General features: G+C 73.5%; 15 protein-coding genes and 1 tRNA gene. 10 read left to right on the forward strand and 6 right to left on the reverse strand.

Annotated elements, in window-relative coordinates; genetic code table 11:
• Positions 1-45: 45 nt before the first annotated feature.
• The 8 genes from OHS17_RS28875 to OHS17_RS28910 are packed head-to-tail and all read left to right on the forward strand — an operon-like array spanning position 46 to position 8202.
• Positions 46-1164: an inositol-3-phosphate synthase gene (locus tag OHS17_RS28875; RefSeq protein ID WP_330314513.1), complete on the forward strand. Its 1119-nt coding sequence runs from the start codon at positions 46-48 to the stop codon at positions 1162-1164.
• Entirely contained in the window at positions 1161-2045 is an 885-nt protein-coding gene (locus OHS17_RS28880) for an SCO3242 family prenyltransferase (protein WP_330314514.1), read from the forward strand. Before OHS17_RS28875 ends, OHS17_RS28880 begins: the two co-directional genes overlap by 4 nt.
• Complete coding sequence (locus OHS17_RS28885) at positions 2042-2899, forward strand: sugar phosphate isomerase/epimerase family protein (RefSeq protein WP_330314515.1); 858 nt, start codon at positions 2042-2044, stop codon at positions 2897-2899. The genes OHS17_RS28880 and OHS17_RS28885 overlap by 4 nt, the downstream gene beginning before the upstream one ends.
• A gap of 21 nt (positions 2900-2920) precedes the next feature.
• On the forward strand, positions 2921-3583 hold the full coding sequence (locus tag OHS17_RS28890; RefSeq protein WP_330314516.1) for an EboA domain-containing protein: 663 nt from the start codon (positions 2921-2923) through the stop codon (positions 3581-3583).
• Positions 3583-4431, forward strand: coding sequence for a TatD family hydrolase (locus OHS17_RS28895; RefSeq protein WP_330314517.1), 849 nt, complete (start codon positions 3583-3585; stop codon positions 4429-4431). The genes OHS17_RS28890 and OHS17_RS28895 overlap by 1 nt, the downstream gene beginning before the upstream one ends.
• Positions 4432-4435: 4 nt before the next feature.
• Positions 4436-5611: a metabolite traffic protein EboE gene (gene eboE / locus OHS17_RS28900; protein WP_330314518.1), complete on the forward strand. Its 1176-nt coding sequence runs from the start codon at positions 4436-4438 to the stop codon at positions 5609-5611.
• Positions 5608-7032 carry a nucleotide pyrophosphatase/phosphodiesterase family protein gene (locus OHS17_RS28905; protein ID WP_330314519.1) on the forward strand — a complete coding sequence of 475 codons (1425 nt, stop codon included), beginning with the start codon at positions 5608-5610 and terminating at the stop codon, positions 7030-7032. The genes eboE and OHS17_RS28905 overlap by 4 nt, the downstream gene beginning before the upstream one ends.
• Positions 7033-7038: 6 nt before the next feature.
• Positions 7039-8202, forward strand: a complete 1164-nt coding sequence (locus tag OHS17_RS28910) for a sugar phosphate isomerase/epimerase family protein (RefSeq protein WP_330314520.1) — start codon at positions 7039-7041, stop codon at positions 8200-8202.
• 18 nt (positions 8203-8220) lie between these two features.
• Here the strand turns inward: OHS17_RS28910 and OHS17_RS28915 are convergent, their stop codons facing one another.
• The gene (locus tag OHS17_RS28915) at positions 8221-9525 is read right to left on the reverse strand and encodes a DUF2254 domain-containing protein (protein WP_330314521.1); all 1305 of its coding nucleotides are present in this window, start codon (positions 9523-9525) and stop codon (positions 8221-8223) included.
• A 257-nt stretch (positions 9526-9782) separates the two neighbouring features.
• On the opposite strand from OHS17_RS28915, the gene OHS17_RS28920 reads away from it, so the two are divergent.
• Together OHS17_RS28920 and OHS17_RS28925 are read left to right on the forward strand one after the other, a co-directional pair.
• Positions 9783-9867: transfer RNA gene (locus tag OHS17_RS28920), tRNA-Leu, on the forward strand.
• Positions 9868-9977: 110 nt separating this feature from the next.
• Complete coding sequence (locus OHS17_RS28925) at positions 9978-10799, forward strand: RNA methyltransferase (RefSeq protein ID WP_330315386.1); 822 nt, start codon at positions 9978-9980, stop codon at positions 10797-10799.
• A gap of 10 nt (positions 10800-10809) precedes the next feature.
• Here OHS17_RS28925 and OHS17_RS28930 read toward each other — a convergent pair whose 3' ends face one another.
• The 5 genes from OHS17_RS28930 to OHS17_RS28950 all read right to left on the reverse strand — a co-directional run bounded on the left by OHS17_RS28930 (position 10810) and on the right by OHS17_RS28950 (position 16499).
• The gene (locus tag OHS17_RS28930; RefSeq protein WP_330314522.1) at positions 10810-11406 is read right to left on the reverse strand and encodes a class F sortase; all 597 of its coding nucleotides are present in this window, start codon (positions 11404-11406) and stop codon (positions 10810-10812) included.
• 90 nt (positions 11407-11496) lie between these two features.
• Positions 11497-11865, reverse strand: a complete 369-nt coding sequence (locus OHS17_RS28935; protein WP_330314523.1) for a sortase-dependent protein — start codon at positions 11863-11865, stop codon at positions 11497-11499.
• Positions 11866-11968: 103 nt separating this feature from the next.
• Positions 11969-14029: a sensor histidine kinase gene (locus OHS17_RS28940; RefSeq protein WP_330314524.1), complete on the reverse strand. Its 2061-nt coding sequence runs from the start codon at positions 14027-14029 to the stop codon at positions 11969-11971.
• A complete protein-coding gene (locus OHS17_RS28945) occupies positions 14013-14741 on the reverse strand; it encodes a response regulator transcription factor (RefSeq protein WP_330314525.1) in 729 nt (242 codons plus the stop codon). The genes OHS17_RS28940 and OHS17_RS28945 overlap by 17 nt, the downstream gene beginning before the upstream one ends.
• A 21-nt stretch (positions 14742-14762) precedes the next feature.
• Positions 14763-16499 carry an AAA family ATPase gene (locus OHS17_RS28950; RefSeq protein WP_330314526.1) on the reverse strand — a complete coding sequence of 579 codons (1737 nt, stop codon included), beginning with the start codon at positions 16497-16499 and terminating at the stop codon, positions 14763-14765.
• Positions 16500-16639: the final 140 nt, after the last annotated feature.

A 16639-nucleotide genomic window follows, 5' to 3' on the forward strand; every position in this document is an offset into this window, starting at 1 on the left:
CCACCGGACCCGCCCAGCCAGAACCCCCAGCCAGGGAGGCAGCTCGTGTCAGCAACCGCCGTTCGTACCGGAGTCTGGTTCATCGGAGCACACGGCTCCGTCGCCACCACCGCCACAGCGGGGTGCGCGGCGGTCGCGACGGGACTCCACCCGGCGGTCGGCATGGTCACCGAGACCGCCCCGTTCGCCGACAGCGGCCTGCCACCCCTCACCTCCCTCGTCTTCGGCGGCCACGACATCCTGGACTGCCCCCTCCCCAAACGGGCCGAGGAACTGGCCGCCGGGGGAGTGCTCCCGCACGGTCTCCCTTCGGCCGTGGGGGCCGAACTCGGCTCCGCCGAAGAGGAGATACGCGTCGGCGGCCCCCTTCCCGGCGACACCCGCACCGACGAGGAACTGATCGCCGCGTTCGCCGCCGACCTCCGGGACTTCGGCCACCGCAACCGCCTGGCCAGGACCGTCGTCGTCAACGTCTCCTCCACCGAGCCCGCACCCGCCCCCGACGCCGTACGGCTGCCCGCCAGCTCGCTCTACGCGGCCGCCGCGCTCCGGGCCGGCTGCCCGTACGTGAACTTCACCCCCTCCACCGGCCTGGGCGCACCGGCCCTCCGGGACGCCGTCGCCGCTTCGGGTCTGCCGCACGCCGGCCGCGACGGCAAGACGGGCCAGACCCTGCTGCGCTCCGTGCTCGCCCCGATGTTCGTCCAGCGCGCCCTGCCCGTACGGGCCTGGTCCGGGACCAATCTGCTGGGCGGCGGGGACGGGGCCGCGCTCGCCGACCCGGCCGCCGCCGCGGCGAAGAACGCCGGCAAGGAACGCGTCCTCGCCGACACGCTGGGCGACGCCCCCGAGGGCGAGGTCCACATCGACGACGTCCCGGCACTCGGCGACTGGAAGACGGCCTGGGACCACATCGCCTTCGACGGCTTCCTCGGGACCCGCATGGTGCTCCAGACCACCTGGCAGGGCTGCGACTCGGCCCTGGCCGCGCCCCTGGTCCTCGACCTGGCCCGGTTGCTGGCACGGGCTCACGAAGTCGGACTGACCGGCCCCCGGCCCGAACTCGGCTTCTACTTCAAGGACCCGGACGGCGGACCGGCCGCGCTCGCCGAGCAGTACCTGGCGCTGCTGGCCTTCGCCGAGCTGCTCCGGGGTGACCGGTGACGGCACGCGCCTGGGCGGAACTGCTGCGGATCTCCGCCCTGTTCACCGTCCCCGGCGACGCCCTCGCGGGCGCCGCGGCCGCCGGCCGGCGCCCCGACCGCCCCACGGCCCTGGCGATGGGCGCCTCGCTCTGCCTGTACGAGGCCGGCATGGCGCTCAACGACTGGGCCGACCGCGACGAGGACGCCGTCGACCGCCCGCACCGGCCGATCCCCTCGGGCCGGATCACCTCGCGCGCTGCCCTCACGGCGGCCGGCGCCCTGACCGGGGCCGGCCTGGTGCTCGCCGCCCGCGCGGGCCGCCCTGCCCTGGGCGTGGCCACCGCCCTCGCGGCCACCGTCTGGGCGTACGACCTCCGCCTCAAGCACACCCCGGCGGGCCCGGCCGCGATGGCGGCGGCGCGGAGCCTGGACCTGCTGCTGGGAGCGACGGCCACAGGGCGGGATCCGGCGCTGCGCGCCACCCGCACCGCCCTGCCCGCCGCCGCTCTGCTCGGCGCGCACACCTACGCGGTCACCTCCGTCTCGCGCCACGAGGCGCGGGGCGGCTCCATCACCGCGCCCGCCACCGCGCTCATCGCCGCCACCGGGATCGCCGGCGCCGTGGTGCACGAGCGGCGGGCCCCGCGCACCGCCCCCACCAGGCTCCTCCTCGCCGCGCTCACCGGCGCCTACCTCCGCACCGCCGCACGCCCCCTCACGCACGCCGTGCTCAACCCCTCGCCGCCGCTCACACAGCGCGCCGTCGGCAGCGGCATCCGGGCGATGATCCCGCTCCAGGCCGCCCTCGCCGCACGCGCCGGAGCACCCGGGGCCGCGCTCGCCGTCATGGGCCTGGTCCCGCTCGCCCGCGCCCTCTCCCGGAAGGTGAGCCCCACATGACCCTCCGCCTCGGCTACGGAACCAACGGACTCACCGATCTCCGACTGGACGACGCCCTCGCCCTTCTCGCCGACCTCGGCTACGACGGAGTCGGCCTGACCCTCGACCACATGCACCTCGACCCGATGGCCCCGGACCTCGCCGCCCGCACCCGCCGCGTCGCAGCCCGGCTCCAGCAGCTGGGGCTCGGCGTCACCGTCGAGACCGGCGCCCGCTACGTCCTGGACCCGCGCCGCAAGCACGGCCCCTCGCTCCTGGACCCGGAGCCCGACGCCCGCGCGGCCAGGACCGCGCTGCTCGTCCGGGCCGTCGAGGTCGCCGCCGACCTCGGCGCCCACGCCGTGCACTGCTTCAGCGGCGTCACGCCCCCGGACACGGCACCCGAAGCAGCCTGGCAGCGGCTCACCGGCGCCCTCGACCCGGTCCTCCGCGCCGCCGACCGGGCCGGGGTCCCCCTGGCGATCGAGCCGGAGCCCGGGCATCTCCTCGCCAACCTCGCCGACTTCCACCACCTCCGGTTGCTCAGCGGTGACCCCGACCCCCTCGGCCTCACGCTCGACATCGGCCACTGCCAGTGCCTGGAGCCCGCCCTGCCCGTCGACTGCGTACGCGACGCCGCCCCCTGGCTGCGCCACGTACAGATCGAGGACATGCGGCGCGGCGTCCACGAACACCTCCCCTTCGGCGACGGCGAGATCGACTTCCCGCCCGTCCTCGCCGCCCTGGACGCCCTCGGGAGCAGCGAATACACCGGGCTCACCGTCGTCGAACTGCCCCGTCACTCCCACGCGGGCCCCGACCTGGCCCGCTCCTCCCTCGACTTCCTGAACAGGCACCGCCCGTCGAACCGCTGAGACCGCCGAAGGGAGCACGCCATGACACACACCCCGACGACCCCGCTCCTGACCCGCGAGGAACTCGACACCCTGCTCGGCGGAGCCGCACGCGCCTGGCTGGACGAAGCCCTCGCCGAGGCAGCCCACGCCGCCGCGCACCCGGCCACCGCACCCGTGGACAGCTACGCCGTAGCGCCGTGGGAGCTGCGGTACGCCGCCGCCGGCCGCCACTGCGGACTCGAACACGCGGACTCCGTACGCGTCCTGCTGCTCGCCGAGGCGCGCGCCGGTCTGCCCACCCTGACCCGCCTCTACGAACAGGGCACCGCCGCCGAACGCCGGGCGGTCCTCCTGGCCCTGCCCGCGCTGGACCTCGGCCCCGCCGCTCTGCCGATCGTCGCGGACGCCCTGCGCGCCAACGACACCACCCTCGTCGCAGCGGCCGTCGGGCCGTACGCCGCCGCCCACCTCGATCCGCACGGCTGGCGCCACGCCGTCCTGAAGTGCCTGTTCACCGGCGTCCCCGTCGAGGCCGTCGACGGCCTGGCCCGAAGATCACCAGGCGACGCCGAACTCGCCCGCATGCTCGGCGACTTCGCGTCCGAACGCATCGCGGCCGGCCGACCCGTCCCCGCCGGCCTGCACCACGTCCTCGCCCTCACGGCCTCTGGCCCCGCCGCCGCCCCCACGGAGGAGACCTGATGCGCATCTTCGACCCCCACATCCACATGACCTCCCGCACCACGGACGACTATCAGGCGATGTACGACGCCGGGGTCCGCGCTCTGGTCGAACCCTCTTTCTGGCTCGGCCAGCCCCGCACCTCACCGGCCAGCTTCTTCGACTACTTCGACGGCCTCCTCGGGTGGGAGCCCTTCCGGGCCGCCCAGTACGGCATCGCCCACCACTGCACGCTCGCCCTCAACCCCAAGGAGGCGAACGACCCCCGGTGCGTCCCCGTCCTCGACGCCCTGCCCCGCTACCTCGTCAAGGACTCCGTCGTCGCCGTCGGGGAGATCGGCTACGACTCGATGACCCCGGCCGAGGACCACGCGCTGGCCGCCCAGCTCCAGCTCGCCGCCGACCACGGCCTGCCCGCTCTCGTCCACACCCCGCACCGCGACAAGCTCGCCGGTCTGCGCCGCACCATCGACGTCGTCCGGGAGTCCGCCCTCGACCCCGAGGCGGTGCTGCTCGACCACCTCAACGAGACGACGGTGAAGGACGCCCTCGACAGCGGCTGCTGGGCGGGCTTCTCCATCTACCCCGACACCAAGATGGACGAGGACCGCATGATCGCGATCCTCAAGCTCCACGGCACCGAGAAGGTCCTCGTCAACTCCGCCGCCGACTGGGGCAGGAGCGACCCGCTGAAGACCCGCCGGGTGGCCGACGCCATGATCGCCGCGGGATTCACCGACGACGACGTCGACCAGGTCCTCTGGCGCAACCCCGTCACCTTCTACGGACGGAGCGGCCGCCTCCACCTCGACACCGCCACCCCCGGGCCGCTCCACGAGGGCAACTCCATCCTGCGCGGCGGGGAGTGAGGCCATGCGCTTCCGCCACCCCGACGGAACCGTCGTCCACCTCGCTTACTGCACCAACGTCCACCCCGCCGAAACCCTGGACGGCGTCCGCGCCCAACTCCGCGACCATTGCGAACCGGTACGCAGGAGGCTCGGACGCGACCGTATCGGCATCGGCCTCTGGCTCGCCCGGGACGCCGCCCACACCCTGATCAACGACCCCGCGCAACGGCGCTCCCTGCGCGCCGAGCTCGACCGCCGCGGCCTCGAAGTCGTCACCCTCAACGGCTTCCCGTACGAGGGCTTCGGCGCCGAAGAGGTCAAGTACCGCGTCTACAAGCCCGACTGGTCGGACCCCGAACGACTCGCCCACACCACCGACCTGGCCCGGCTGCTCGCGGCGCTCCTGCCCGACGACGTCACCGAGGGCACCATCTCCACCCTGCCCCTCGCCTGGCGCACCCCCTACACGGGCGATCCCGAAGCGGAGCGCACCGCACTCGACGCGCTCACCACCCTCGGTGAACGCCTCGACGCACTCGCCGAACTCACGGAGAAGTCCATCCGGATCGGTCTCGAACCCGAGCCCGGATGCACCGTCGAAACCACCGCCGACGCCGTCGCCCCCCTGACCGCCGTCGGCCACCCGCGCATCGGAGTCTGCCTCGACACCTGCCACCTCGCCACGTCCTTCGAAGACCCGGACACCGCGCTCGACGCCCTCACCGGGGCCGGCATCCCCACCGTCAAGGCGCAACTGTCCGCCGCCCTGCACGCCGAACACCCTCATCTCCCCGAGGTACGCACCGCCCTCGCGGCCTTCGCCGAACCGCGCTTCCTCCACCAGACCCGGACCGCCACCGCCGCCGGGCTGCGCGGCACCGACGACCTCAACGAGGCCGTCACCGGCGAGATCCTGCCCGACAGCGCCCCGTGGCGCGCCCACTTCCACGTACCGCTGCACGCACCGCCCGCACCCCCGCTCACCTCCACGCTCCCCGTCCTGCGCGCCACGCTGGCCCGGCTCGTCGGCGGTGCCAGGCCGCTCACCCGGCACCTGGAGGTCGAGACGTACACCTGGCAGGCGCTCCCCGCCGAGCTGCGCCCCCGCACCCGCGCCCAGCTCGCCGACGGCATCGCCGCCGAACTCGCCCTCGCCCGCGACCTCCTGACCGAGCTCGGCCTGAAGGAGCTGCCATGACCACCGCCGGGGCGGCCGCCCCGCCCACCCCTCTCCTCGTCCTGGACGTCGTCGGGCTCACCCCCCGCCTCCTCGACCACATGCCCCACCTCAAGGCCCTGGGACAGTCCGGCACCCACGCCCCGCTCGGCACCGTCCTGCCCGCCGTCACCTGCGCCGCCCAGTCCACCTTCCTCACCGGCACCGCCCCCGCCGAGCACGGCATCGTCGCCAACGGCTGGTACTTCCGCGAACTCGGCGACGTCCTGCTGTGGCGCCAGCACAACGGACTCGTCGCCGGCGACAAGCTCTGGGACGCCGCCCGCCGCGCCCATCCCGGCTACACCGTGGCCAACATCTGCTGGTGGTACGCCATGGGTGCCGACACGGACTACACCGTCACGCCCCGCCCCGTCTACTACGCGGACGGCCGCAAGGAACCCGACTGCTACACCCGCCCGCCGGCCCTGCACGACGAACTCACCGAGAAGCTCGGCACCTTCCCCCTCTTCCACTTCTGGGGACCCGGCGCCGACCTCGTCTCCTCGCAGTGGATCATCGACGCCACCCGTCACATCCTGGACACCCGCCACCCCGACCTCGCCCTCTGCTACCTCCCGCACCTCGACTACGACCTCCAGCGGTACGGCCCCGACGACCCGCGCGCCTTCCGGGCCGCGGCCGACCTGGACCGAGCGGTGGCCCCGCTCCTGGACGACGCCCGCCGTGAGGGACGCACCGTCGTCGCCCTCTCCGAGTACGGCATCACCCGGGTCGACCGGCCCGTCGACATCAACCGGGCGCTGCGCCGCGCCGGACTCCTGGAGGTCCACACCCAGGACGGCATGGAGTACCTGGACCCGATGACGTCGAGGGCCTTCGCCGTCGCCGACCACCAGATCGCGCACGTCTACGTACGCCGCCCCGAAGACCTCGAATCCGCCCGCGAGGCCCTGGCCGGACTCCCGGGCATCGACCTCCTCCTCGACGACGAGGGCAAGAAGGCCCACGGTCTGGACCACCCCCGCTCCGGAGAGCTGGTCGCCGTCGCCGACCCGGACGCCTGGTTCACGTACTACTACTGGCTCGACGACGACCGCGCGCCCGACTTCGCCCAGCTGGTCGAGATCCACCGCAAACCCGGCTACGACCCGGTCGAGCTCTTCATGGACCCCGAGGACCCGTACGTCCGGGTCAAGGCGGCCAAGGCCATCGCCCGCAAGAAGCTCGGCATGCGCTACCGCCTGGCGGTCGTGCCGCTCGATCCCTCACCCATACGCGGCAGCCACGGCCGCCTCCCCGCGAGCGACGAAGAAGGGCCGCTCATCCTCTGCTCCACCCCCCACGCGTTCACCGGACCCCTCCGGGCCACCGAAGTGAAGTCCCTGCTCCTCACGCTGGCCGGTCTCCCCGGAGACCCGTCGACCCCAGAACGAAGGTAGGACACCATGACCGCGTACAACGACGCACCCGGTACGGAAGACGGCCTGCGGCGCAGCCTCGGCGTCAACCGCCGGCGCTTTCTCAGCACGTGCACCGCCGCCGCGGCGACGGCCATCGCCGCGCCCGTCCTCGGTGCCGCGCCCGCCTTCGCCCACCAGGGCCACGGGCACGGGCACGACCATGGCCACGGGCACGGGCAGGCTCTCGTCCCGGCGGACAAGCGGGGCATCATCCTGTACACCGTGCGCGACGCCACGGGCCGGGACCCTCTCAGCACCGGCCTCCCCTCGGGCTTCCGCGAGGTCTTCAAGCAGCTGGCCCGCTTCGGCTACCGGCAGGTCGAGTTCGCCGGATTCGGCCAGCACGCCAACGCACCCGGCGGCAGCAACCTCGAAACGGTGCAAGGCGCGAAGCTCCTGCGCTCCTGGCTGGACGACTACGGTCTGCGCGCCCAGGGCAACCACGGCTTCATCCCCTCGTCCTGGCCCCTGAGCCAGAGCGACCTGGACGAGTTCAAGCGGCAACTCGAGATGGCGAACATCCTCGGCATGGAGCACATGGGCACGGGTGGCGACCCCACCGGCAGCGCCTACCGGGCCGACTGGGACGTGGCCGCCGACAAGTGGAACGCGCTGGGGCAGATCGCTCGCCGTGCGGGCATCAAGCTGTACACGCACAACCACGACGCGGCCTACGGCTTCCTGCTCGACGGCGGACCGCTGGACGACCAGGGGCGGCCCACCCGCAGCTCCGGCGTCCGCAAGCTCGAATACTTCCTGAAGGTCACCGACCCGAAGGCCGTGTGGCTGGAGATGGACATCTTCTGGGCGCACGTCGCCCAGTACAAGTTCCACACCTACACCGCCCTCGACGGCTCGCAGCGGGAGAACGTCTTCGACCCGGCGGCCCTGGTCCGCCGCAACAACAAGCGCTACCCGCTGTTCCACGCCAAGGACGGCGTCGCCAACACCACCAGTGGCGACGGCTACGACATGGTCCCGTTCGGCACCGGGATCATCGACTACCGGACGTTCTTCAGCCGCGTCGGAGAGGCGCGCTACCGCAACCCGATGGTCGAGCAGGACAACGCACCGAGCCCGACCGACCTCGCACAGTCCCTGAACCACGCGCGGATCGGCTACGAGGGCATCGCGGCGCTGCGCAAGTAGCACCCCTGCCCGGTCGCGTCAGCCGATGCCCTGCCGGTCGGGCAGCAGCGAGAACTCCCGCTCGGCGGCGTCCGGCACCGCGTGCTCCACCGCCTGTACGGTGAGCGCCCGGTGCCGGACGAGCGGGCCCCGCCGGTCCGGCCCGGCCAGCGGCATCAGGTCGTCGATCCCGGCGAGCAGCCGCCGGGTCACCTGCGGGACGCCCGCCGCACACCGGCGCACCTCCTCGAAGCCCAGGTCCACCAGGTCCTCCCACGACGGCACCTCCTGCACCAGCCGGACCGCGCCCTTGCGGTCGCGGTGGTGCACGGTGCCCAGCGGCAGCCGCACCGCCGCCGCCAGGAACTGCACGATCCGGTCCAGGCACTGCACGGCCGTCGTCGGGTCGTTCGTCGCGGCGGACAGCGCCCGCAGCGCGATGTCCGACAGCTGGCGCAGCCCGAACGCCAGGTCCTGGTGCAGGGTGCGCTCCACGCCCACCGACACCGTGTACCGCAGGGCGTGCCGGGCCGGGGCCGCCCCGCCGTGCACGGCGAGCACCGGTGTCCCCGGCACCACGAAGTCCCCGAGCCGGGGGACCAGCCGGAGCACCACACCCTGGCGCCGGGCGGCCCGGACCAGCCGGGCCACATTGACATCGCGGAGGACCCCGGCCCGCCCCTCGTACAGGATCTGCCCGGTCTCCTCGGGCAGCGGCCCCCCGCCCGGGCGTCCTGCGGGCATCCGGCCCAGCACCCGGAAGGTGTCCCGGGTGATGTGGTCGAGGACGGGCCCGATCTGCATCAGGCGCAGCGTGGAGCTCACGTACCCGATGAACAGGAGCAGGCTCAGCCCGACGAGCAGGGCGGTCAGCACGCTCTGAATGAACGGCAGCGAGGTGACCCGGCGCGGGTCGGTCTCGCTCTCGTACGAGCTGAGGACCAGCAGCGAGAACACGAACGTCGCGAGGAACACCGACAGGGTCAGCTTGCTGATCCGGCTCCGTACGAAGATCCGCACCACCCGGGGCGTGAGCTGGCCGCTCGCCATCTGCACCGCGACCAGCGAGATGCTGAAGACCACACCGATGAAGGTCATCATCGCCGAGCTGACCGTGACGACGATCTGCTTGGTGTCCTCGGCGACCTTCACGAGATCCTGGATCTCGTCGTACGCCTGCTCGTCGCGCAGGTACGAGACGATCTGCTCGTCCAGCGCCGAGGCGGCGAACCAGAGCACACAGGCGACGACGAGCGTCATGGCCGGGGCGAACCAGAAGGTCTCGCGCAGATGCTCGCGCAGCGGCGACAGCGCGCGGGGAGGACGGGGGCCGCGATCACTCATGGTGGCGAACGTAACCCGCCCCGCCCGGCCGCCGGTGGACCCCGCCGCCGACCCTCCGGCGGCACGGTCCGTACGTACGCCGCGACGGTCCGTACGGGAGCCCGGCGAAGCACCCGCGAAATGGCTCTCCGGTACCTCCGCACCGCACTGACCAGCGCAATGTCCACCGCCCGGCCACCCGATATGCAGGTGAGAGGCACCCCAAACCCCTGGTATTGTTTTCTTTGTCGCCGCGGGAAACCGGGGCGGATCACCTGGTCCGGGTGGCGGAATGGCAGACGCGCTAGCTTGAGGTGCTAGTGCCCTTTATCGGGCGTGGGGGTTCAAGTCCCCCCTCGGACACTCATCCAGTTCCCACGGTTCATCGCGAACCGTGGGAATTTCTGGTTTCCGGGGCGGCCCCGTGCCGTGGCCGGAGGAGCCGATCACCCCTTGGAGGACCCCCGGTGGCTGTGCAGCGGATCACGACCCGCAACGCCCGCTTTCAGCAGTTCCAGACGCTGCTCACCAACCGGACCAAGCGCGGCCGCGCCCGCGAGTTCCTCGTCCAGGGCGTCCGGCCGATCACCATGGCCGTCGAGCACGGCTGGACGGTCCGCTCCCTCCTGTACGACGCGAGCCGCCCGCTCTCCCGCTGGGCGGAGGAGCTGGTGCGCGGCATCAGCACGGAACGCATCGCCATGGCCCCCGACCTGCTCGCGGAGCTGAGCGAGAAGGCGGAGGGCGCCCCGGAGGTCCTGGCCGTGGTCGAGATGGAGCCGGACGAGCTGTCCCGCATCCGCGTCGACGAGGACTTCCTCGGCCTCGTCTTCGACCGCCCGACGCAGCCCGGCAACATCGGCAGCATCGTCCGCTCCGCCGACGCCTTCGGCGCCCGCGGACTCATCGTGACCGGGCACGCGGCCGACCCGTATGACCCGAAGGCGGTCCGCGCGACGACCGGCTCCTTCTTCGCCCTCCCCGTCGTCCGCACCCCCTCGCACCGCGAGGTCAGCGCCTGGCTGGACGAGGAGCGCGACCGGGGGCGCCCCGTGGTCGTCGTCGGCACCGACGAGGACGGCGAGTGCGACGCCTCGGAATTCGACCTCACCCAGCCCGTCCTGCTGCTCATCGGCAACGAGACGACGGGCCTCAGCACGGCCTGGCGCGACCGCTGCGACCACGTGCTCAGCATCCCGATGACAGGCTCGGCCAGCTCGCTCAACGCGTCGAACGCGGCGTCGATCGTGCTGTACGAGGCGCGACGGCAGCGGCTGGCGAAGCGCAAGGGCTGACGGCCCCCGGCTACTTCCGCTTCGCGTACACGATCAGGTTGTCCACCGGGTGTCCGGCCGCGTCGAAGGCGCCGTCGCAGGTGATCAGGCGCAGGGCGCGTTCCGTGGTGCGACCGTAGACGCGGGCCGTGGGGAAGGCGTTCTTGCTGACCGTCTCGTGGGCGGTGACCTCGAAGTGGATGTCCTTGCCGCGGCCGTCGCGGACCACGATGTCCGCGCCCTTGGCGATCTTGCGCAGGTCGTGGAAGACGGCCCGGCCGAAGCGGGTGTCGTTGTGGCCGATGAGGACCGCCGCGCCGGGTTCGCCGGGTACGGCGCTGCCCGTGTACCAGCCGGTCGTCATGCCCTTGTCGGCCGGCGGGACCTCGACCGTGCGGTCCGGGTTGAGGCCGAGCCGCATGATGTCGCTGTCCACGCCCAGGGACGGGATGGAGACGTGGGTGGGCGGCTCGGCGGTGGCGGTGGCCGTGGGCGCGGGGGCCTCGGGGGCCGCCGCCGACGCGGGGGCCTTCGAGGGCTGCGGTGCGGGGTCGCCGGAGCAGCCGGACAGGGCGGCGAGCGCGGCGAGGGTCAGGGCGGCGCTGAGCGCAAGGGTGGTGCGGGGCATGGGTCGGGGCTCCAGGGGTCGTACGTACGGCAGTGGCGCCGCCCGGGTCGGAAGGGCGGCGCCACTGCGGCTCATCGGCTGAGGGAGGGGTCAGCCGTCGCGGCGGGCGGTGCGGCGGCGCACGACGACCGTCCCGGCGCCGCCCAGCAGCAGCGCGGCGGCCGCGGAGCCAGCGAGGGCGGTCGTGCCGCTGTTCGAGGAGCCGGCGGGCTGCTCACCGGCGGCGACGCCACCGCGCGGCGCGGCGGACGGGACCGCCGAGGGCGGCTCCGTCCGCTCGGTCGACGGCACGGCGGACGGCGCCTCGGTCGGCTCGGCGGACTGCTCCGACCGCGGCTCGGACGGGGCCGCGGTCGGCCTGGCCGAGGAGTCGGCGAAGGCCGCGGTGGCCGGTACGCAGACCGCACCGGCCGCGACGGCGGCGAGGAGGGCGGTACGCAGGGTAGTGCGCAGGGGCATGGGCAGAGCTCCGTTCCGGAGGGCCTCAGGGGCGGCCGCGGTGCGGGTGCGCACCGCGGCGCGAGGCATGCGGACAGGCTCGCGCCAAGTTGTGAGGAAGCTGTCAGATCGTTGTGTTCATCGCATCAGGGTCGTCCGGAGTACCAGGGGCCGCCTCACCGGCCGGGAGGCGGAGCGTGAACACCGAGCCCTCGCCGGGGGTGCTCACCGCCGTCGCCGTGCCGCCGTGCGCCTCCGCCAGCTTCCGCACGATCGCCAGACCGAGCCCGCTGCCGCCCGTCCGCCGCGACCGGGACTTCTCGCCGCGCCAGAACCGGTCGAAGACGCGGGCCAGGTCGTCCGCCGGGATGCCGCTGCCCGTGTCGGCGACGTCCACGAGCACCGCGTCCCCGTCCTCGGAGCCGTAGGCGCGCAGCGTGACCGTCCCGCCCTCCGGGGTGTGACGCACGGCGTTCGACACCAGGTTGCCCACCGCCTGGCGCAGCCGGACCGGGTCGGCCGTCAACGCCGGCAGGGGGAGGTCCGCCTGGCGGACGCCCAGCGCGACGCCCGCCGCGTCGGCCCGGGCCTGGTGCGCGGCCGCGACCTGCCCCAACAGCTCGGCCACGTCCACCGGTTCGGGGTGCAGCCGCAGCGCACCGGCGTCCGCCTGGGCCAGGTCCTGGAGGTCGTCGATGATGTGCTGGAGCTGGACCGCCTCCGTGTGCAGGAAGGCGATGAACTCCGGGTCCGGGTCGGCCACTCCGTCCTGCGCCGCCTCCAGCCAGCCCCGGATGTTGCTCAGCGGGGTGCGCAGTTCGTGGGCGACGTCGCTCACCATGGCCTTGCGCTGCGCCTCCAGCCGGGCGCGGTGGGCGGACATGTCGTTGAACGTGGCGGCGAGGCGCCCGATCTCGTTGTCCGCGGCCACCACCACCGGCGCGGTGTCCTCCCCGTCGCGCATCCGCTGGGCGGCGCCCGTCAGCGCCCGCAGCGGGCGTACGAGGCGGGCGCCGACGAGCACCGACGCGCCCACGGTCAGGGCCAGCACCAGGGCCGCCGCGCCCGCGATCCGCGCGGTGTTCGCCGGTGACAGGTCGAAGCCGGGCACGGTCCCGCCGCCCGGGTCGCCGATGAAGAGCAGGGCGGGCGAGGCCACGTACGAACTCAGCTGCTCCCGGCGGGCCGTGCCCACGCAGGAGGCGATGGCCCGGTCGTTCTCGCTGGTGGCCGCCGCCTGCTGGTCCCCGGGGCCCGGCACCGCGCTGGGCCCTTCACGAGGCTCCGTGCGGGGCGCCTCGGTCGGCACCGCGCTCGGCTCGACGCTCGGCGGCATCGAGGCCATCGGCGCGGCGGGCACCGGCACCGCCTCCGCCGGAACGGGCTCGGCCGCCTGCCCCCAGGACAGGGCGAGGCTGAGGTGGACGCCGCCGCGGCCCTGGCGCTCCAGACAGGCGTCGGCCAGCTGGTTGAGCGCCTTCAGCGCCTTCCGCTCCGTGGCCGTCGGGGTGTCCAGCGCGTCCACGGCGCACCGCGTGCCCTGGATCCGCTCGGGGTCGTTGCCGCCCACCACCTGGATCAGCGGCCGACCGCTGGCGCCCGCCACCACGTCCGCGGCGATCCCGAAGTCGCCCAGGCAGGCCACGCCCCGGTCCGCGATCTTCCGCAGCCGGGTCCGCTCCGAAGCGGGCAGCCGGAACGGTCCCACGGCGCGCGGGTCGACCCGGTCCGTGGTCGCACCCGTCACCCCGGCGCCCTCGGACGCCAGCGCGGTGTCCACGGACAACGGGTCGACCACGGCCGACGCCTGGGCCGGGAGGGCCGCCGCGTCCGGGGCCGCCGAGTCGGCGAGCGGGGCGCGGCCCTGGGTCGTCAGGGCGATCCGCCGCCCCGACTGCTCGGCCAGCTCCCGTACCGTCTTCCGGACACCGTCCCAGGTGGGATGGGCCGCCGCGTAACCGAGCAGCTGGTGGTAGATCCGGGCATCGGCGGCCAGGTTCTGGCCCTGCTCCTGCCGGATCGCGCCCGAGGTCGTCTGCACGGCGATCCAGGCGGTCGCCGCCACCGAGCAGGCCGCGACCAGGGCGGAGACCGTGAGGAGCCGGGCGAACAGGCTCTTGCGCAGGGGTACGGTCCGTCGCCCGCCGGGGCCGGGGGAGCGGCGCACGCTACGAAGTCGCCGCACGGGACGCCGCCTTCGCCGGGTCCGTCAGCTTGTAGCCGACGCCGAAGACCGTGAGCAGCCGGACGGGCCGCCGCGGGGCCGGTTCGATCTTCTTGCGCAGGTTCATCACGTGCACGTCGACGGTCCGGTCGCTGATGTAGCGGTCGAAGCCGTGCAGTTCGCCCAGGAGCTGCTGCCGGGAGAACACCCGGTCCGGCTCGGCGGCGAGCGCGGCCAGGACGCGGAACTCGCCCGGGGTGCACTCCACAGCCCGTCCCTCCACCGTCACCACGTGCCGGACCGGATCGACCACCAGCGCCCCCACCCGCAGCACCCCGGCATCCTCCGGTTCGCCGCCCGCGCCCCGCCGGCTGCGGCGCAGCAGCGTCCGCACCCGGGCCATCAGCTCGCGCGGGCTGTACGGCTTGGTCATGTAGTCGTCGGCGCCCAGATCGAGGCCGAGCAGCAGGTCGTCCTCCGTGGTGCGGGCGGTGAGCATCAGCACCGGCAGCTCCCGGTGCTCCGCGCGCAGCACGCGTACGACGTCGAGGCCGTCGGCCCGGGGCATCATCACGTCGAGGACCAGCAGATCGGGCTCCCGGTGCCGGACCGCGTCGAGCGCCGCCAGGCCGTCGGGCGCCACGGTCACCCGGTGGCCCTCGCGTTCGAGATAGCGGCGGAGCAGCTCCGCCTGATTCTCGTCGTCTTCGGCAACGATCACATGTGCGCACACACGATCGATCGTAGACAGGTGCTACGCCGTGCCCGCGTCCCGGTGCGCCTCCATCAGTTCGTCGTGGGCGGCGACGACGTCCCAGGCGAGGACGGTGACCATCTCCTCCCGGGTCGGGGTGGAGTCGGTGTGCGCGGAGTACAGCCGCAGATCGCGCTGCGCCGACGCCTTCGCGCACAGCTCCCGGGCGAACCGGGCGTTGCCCACCAGGTCGGCCTTGCCGCCGTCCACGATCGCCGTGCACAACGAGTTCAGGACGTCGAGCGCGCCCGCGTCCGGCTCGTCGCCCTGCGAGGCCAGCACGGACCGGGCGATCCGCACCAGTTCCTCCGCGGAGTACGAGGGGAAGTCGACGCGGGTGTTGAACCGGGAGACCAGTCCGGGGTTGGTGGCGAGCAGCCCCGACATCTCGTCCCGGTAGCCCGCGAGCACCACGACGAGCCGGTCCCGGTCGTCCTCGGCCCGCTTCAGCAGCACCTGGATGGCCTCCTTGCCGAAGGCGTCGCCGCCGCTCGTCCCGGTGTTGTACAGCGCGTACGCCTCGTCGATGAACAGCACCCCGTTCAGCGCCGAGTCGATGACCTCGTTCGTCTTGAGGGCCGTCGACCCCAGGTGCTGCCCGACCAGGTCGGCGCGCTGGGCCTCCACCACATGCCCCGAACTCAGCAGCCCGAGCCCGGCGAAGACCTGGCCGATGATGCGGGCCACGGTCGTCTTGCCGGTGCCGGGCGGCCCCGCGAAGACGAAGTGCCGGGGGCGGGCCCCGCCGGGCAGGCCCTGCTCCTCGCGCAGCGCGGACATCCGCAACTGCGCGAGCAGCGTCTGGACCTGGCGCTTCACCGGCTGCAAACCGATCATGGCGTCGAGCGCCCGCTGCGCCTCGGCGAGCACCCGGGCCCGCTCGTCGGCGGACAGCCCGTCCTCACCGTCGCCGCCCGAGTCGGTCTGCGGCGCCGCCCCGCCCGCCGTGGCCGCGACGGAGGCGGCGGGCGCCGGGGCGGGCCTGCTCACCGGGCGGGCCTGGGCGCGCGACTCCACGTCGAGCAGGTCGGGGGCGCACCGGAACGCGTACTGGTACCGCTTCAGCGCCTCCTCCTCGCGGCCCAGCGCCTCCAGCGAGCGCCCCATGAAGTACTTCACCTCGGCGTCGAACCTGCTGCCCGCGCCCAGCTTCCCCGGCAGCGCGGACAGCACGTTCAGCGACTCGTGGCAGACCCCCTGGGCGAACAGCGCCCCGCCCACGTACAACTGCGCCTCGTCCCGCAGGAAGGCGTCGGTGATCCCGGGCGCGAACCTCAGGACGAGCGGCCAGTCCTCCTTCAGGAACGCGTACCGGGTGCAGACGAACCGGGTCTCGTCGCAGTCCAGCAGCGCCGTGGACAGACCCTTCCACGCCTCGTCGAGCCGCCGGTCGTCCAGGAACGCCGACATGGCCGCCAGCCACAGATCGCGGGAGGTCTCCAGCCGGAAGGTGACGTAGTGGCCGATCTGGAAGGTGGACCGGAAGGGCAGCTGGTACTTCGACCGCAGGACCCCGAACTGCGCCGAGTTGCGCAGCATGCCGTCCAGCGCCGCCTTCTGGTCCGTGCCGGTCACATGGAGTCCCAGCCAGGCGTCGGCGGTGCTGGGGTCGTGCTGCGTGGCGAGCGCGAACTGCGCCGCGGCCCCCGCGTTGTCCCCCTGCCGCATGAGGACCATCCCCTGGTTCCACGCCTGCTCGGCCTTCCTGGCCGACCCCCGGCTCGCGGCACCCTGCACGTGACTCTCCCCTCACCGGGCGCGCCGTCCGCGCCCGTGGCCCCCCGGCCGCCCGTGATCACACCCGCAACGGTCGTTCAGGATAGCCAACGCCCGGCGAGGGGCCTCCCGCACGGTGACCGCCTCGGATACGATTTCGC

The organism is Streptomyces sp. NBC_00523, assembly GCF_036346615.1.
Lineage (GTDB): Bacteria > Actinomycetota > Actinomycetes > Streptomycetales > Streptomycetaceae > Streptomyces.

Coding starts and splice junctions, on each gene's coding strand:
- OHS17_RS28910 (WP_330314520.1), top strand. CDS start 7,039: ATGACCGCGTACAACGACGCACCCGGTACGGAAGACGGCCTGCGGCGC.
- OHS17_RS28935 (WP_330314523.1), bottom strand. CDS start 11,865: ATGCCCCTGCGCACTACCCTGCGTACCGCCCTCCTCGCCGCCGTCGCG.
- OHS17_RS28895 (WP_330314517.1), top strand. CDS start 3,583: ATGCGCATCTTCGACCCCCACATCCACATGACCTCCCGCACCACGGAC.
- OHS17_RS28930 (WP_330314522.1), bottom strand. CDS start 11,406: ATGCCCCGCACCACCCTTGCGCTCAGCGCCGCCCTGACCCTCGCCGCG.
- OHS17_RS28915 (WP_330314521.1), bottom strand. CDS start 9,525: ATGAGTGATCGCGGCCCCCGTCCTCCCCGCGCGCTGTCGCCGCTGCGC.
- eboE (WP_330314518.1), top strand. CDS start 4,436: ATGCGCTTCCGCCACCCCGACGGAACCGTCGTCCACCTCGCTTACTGC.
- OHS17_RS28885 (WP_330314515.1), top strand. CDS start 2,042: ATGACCCTCCGCCTCGGCTACGGAACCAACGGACTCACCGATCTCCGA.
- OHS17_RS28890 (WP_330314516.1), top strand. CDS start 2,921: ATGACACACACCCCGACGACCCCGCTCCTGACCCGCGAGGAACTCGAC.
- OHS17_RS28905 (WP_330314519.1), top strand. CDS start 5,608: ATGACCACCGCCGGGGCGGCCGCCCCGCCCACCCCTCTCCTCGTCCTG.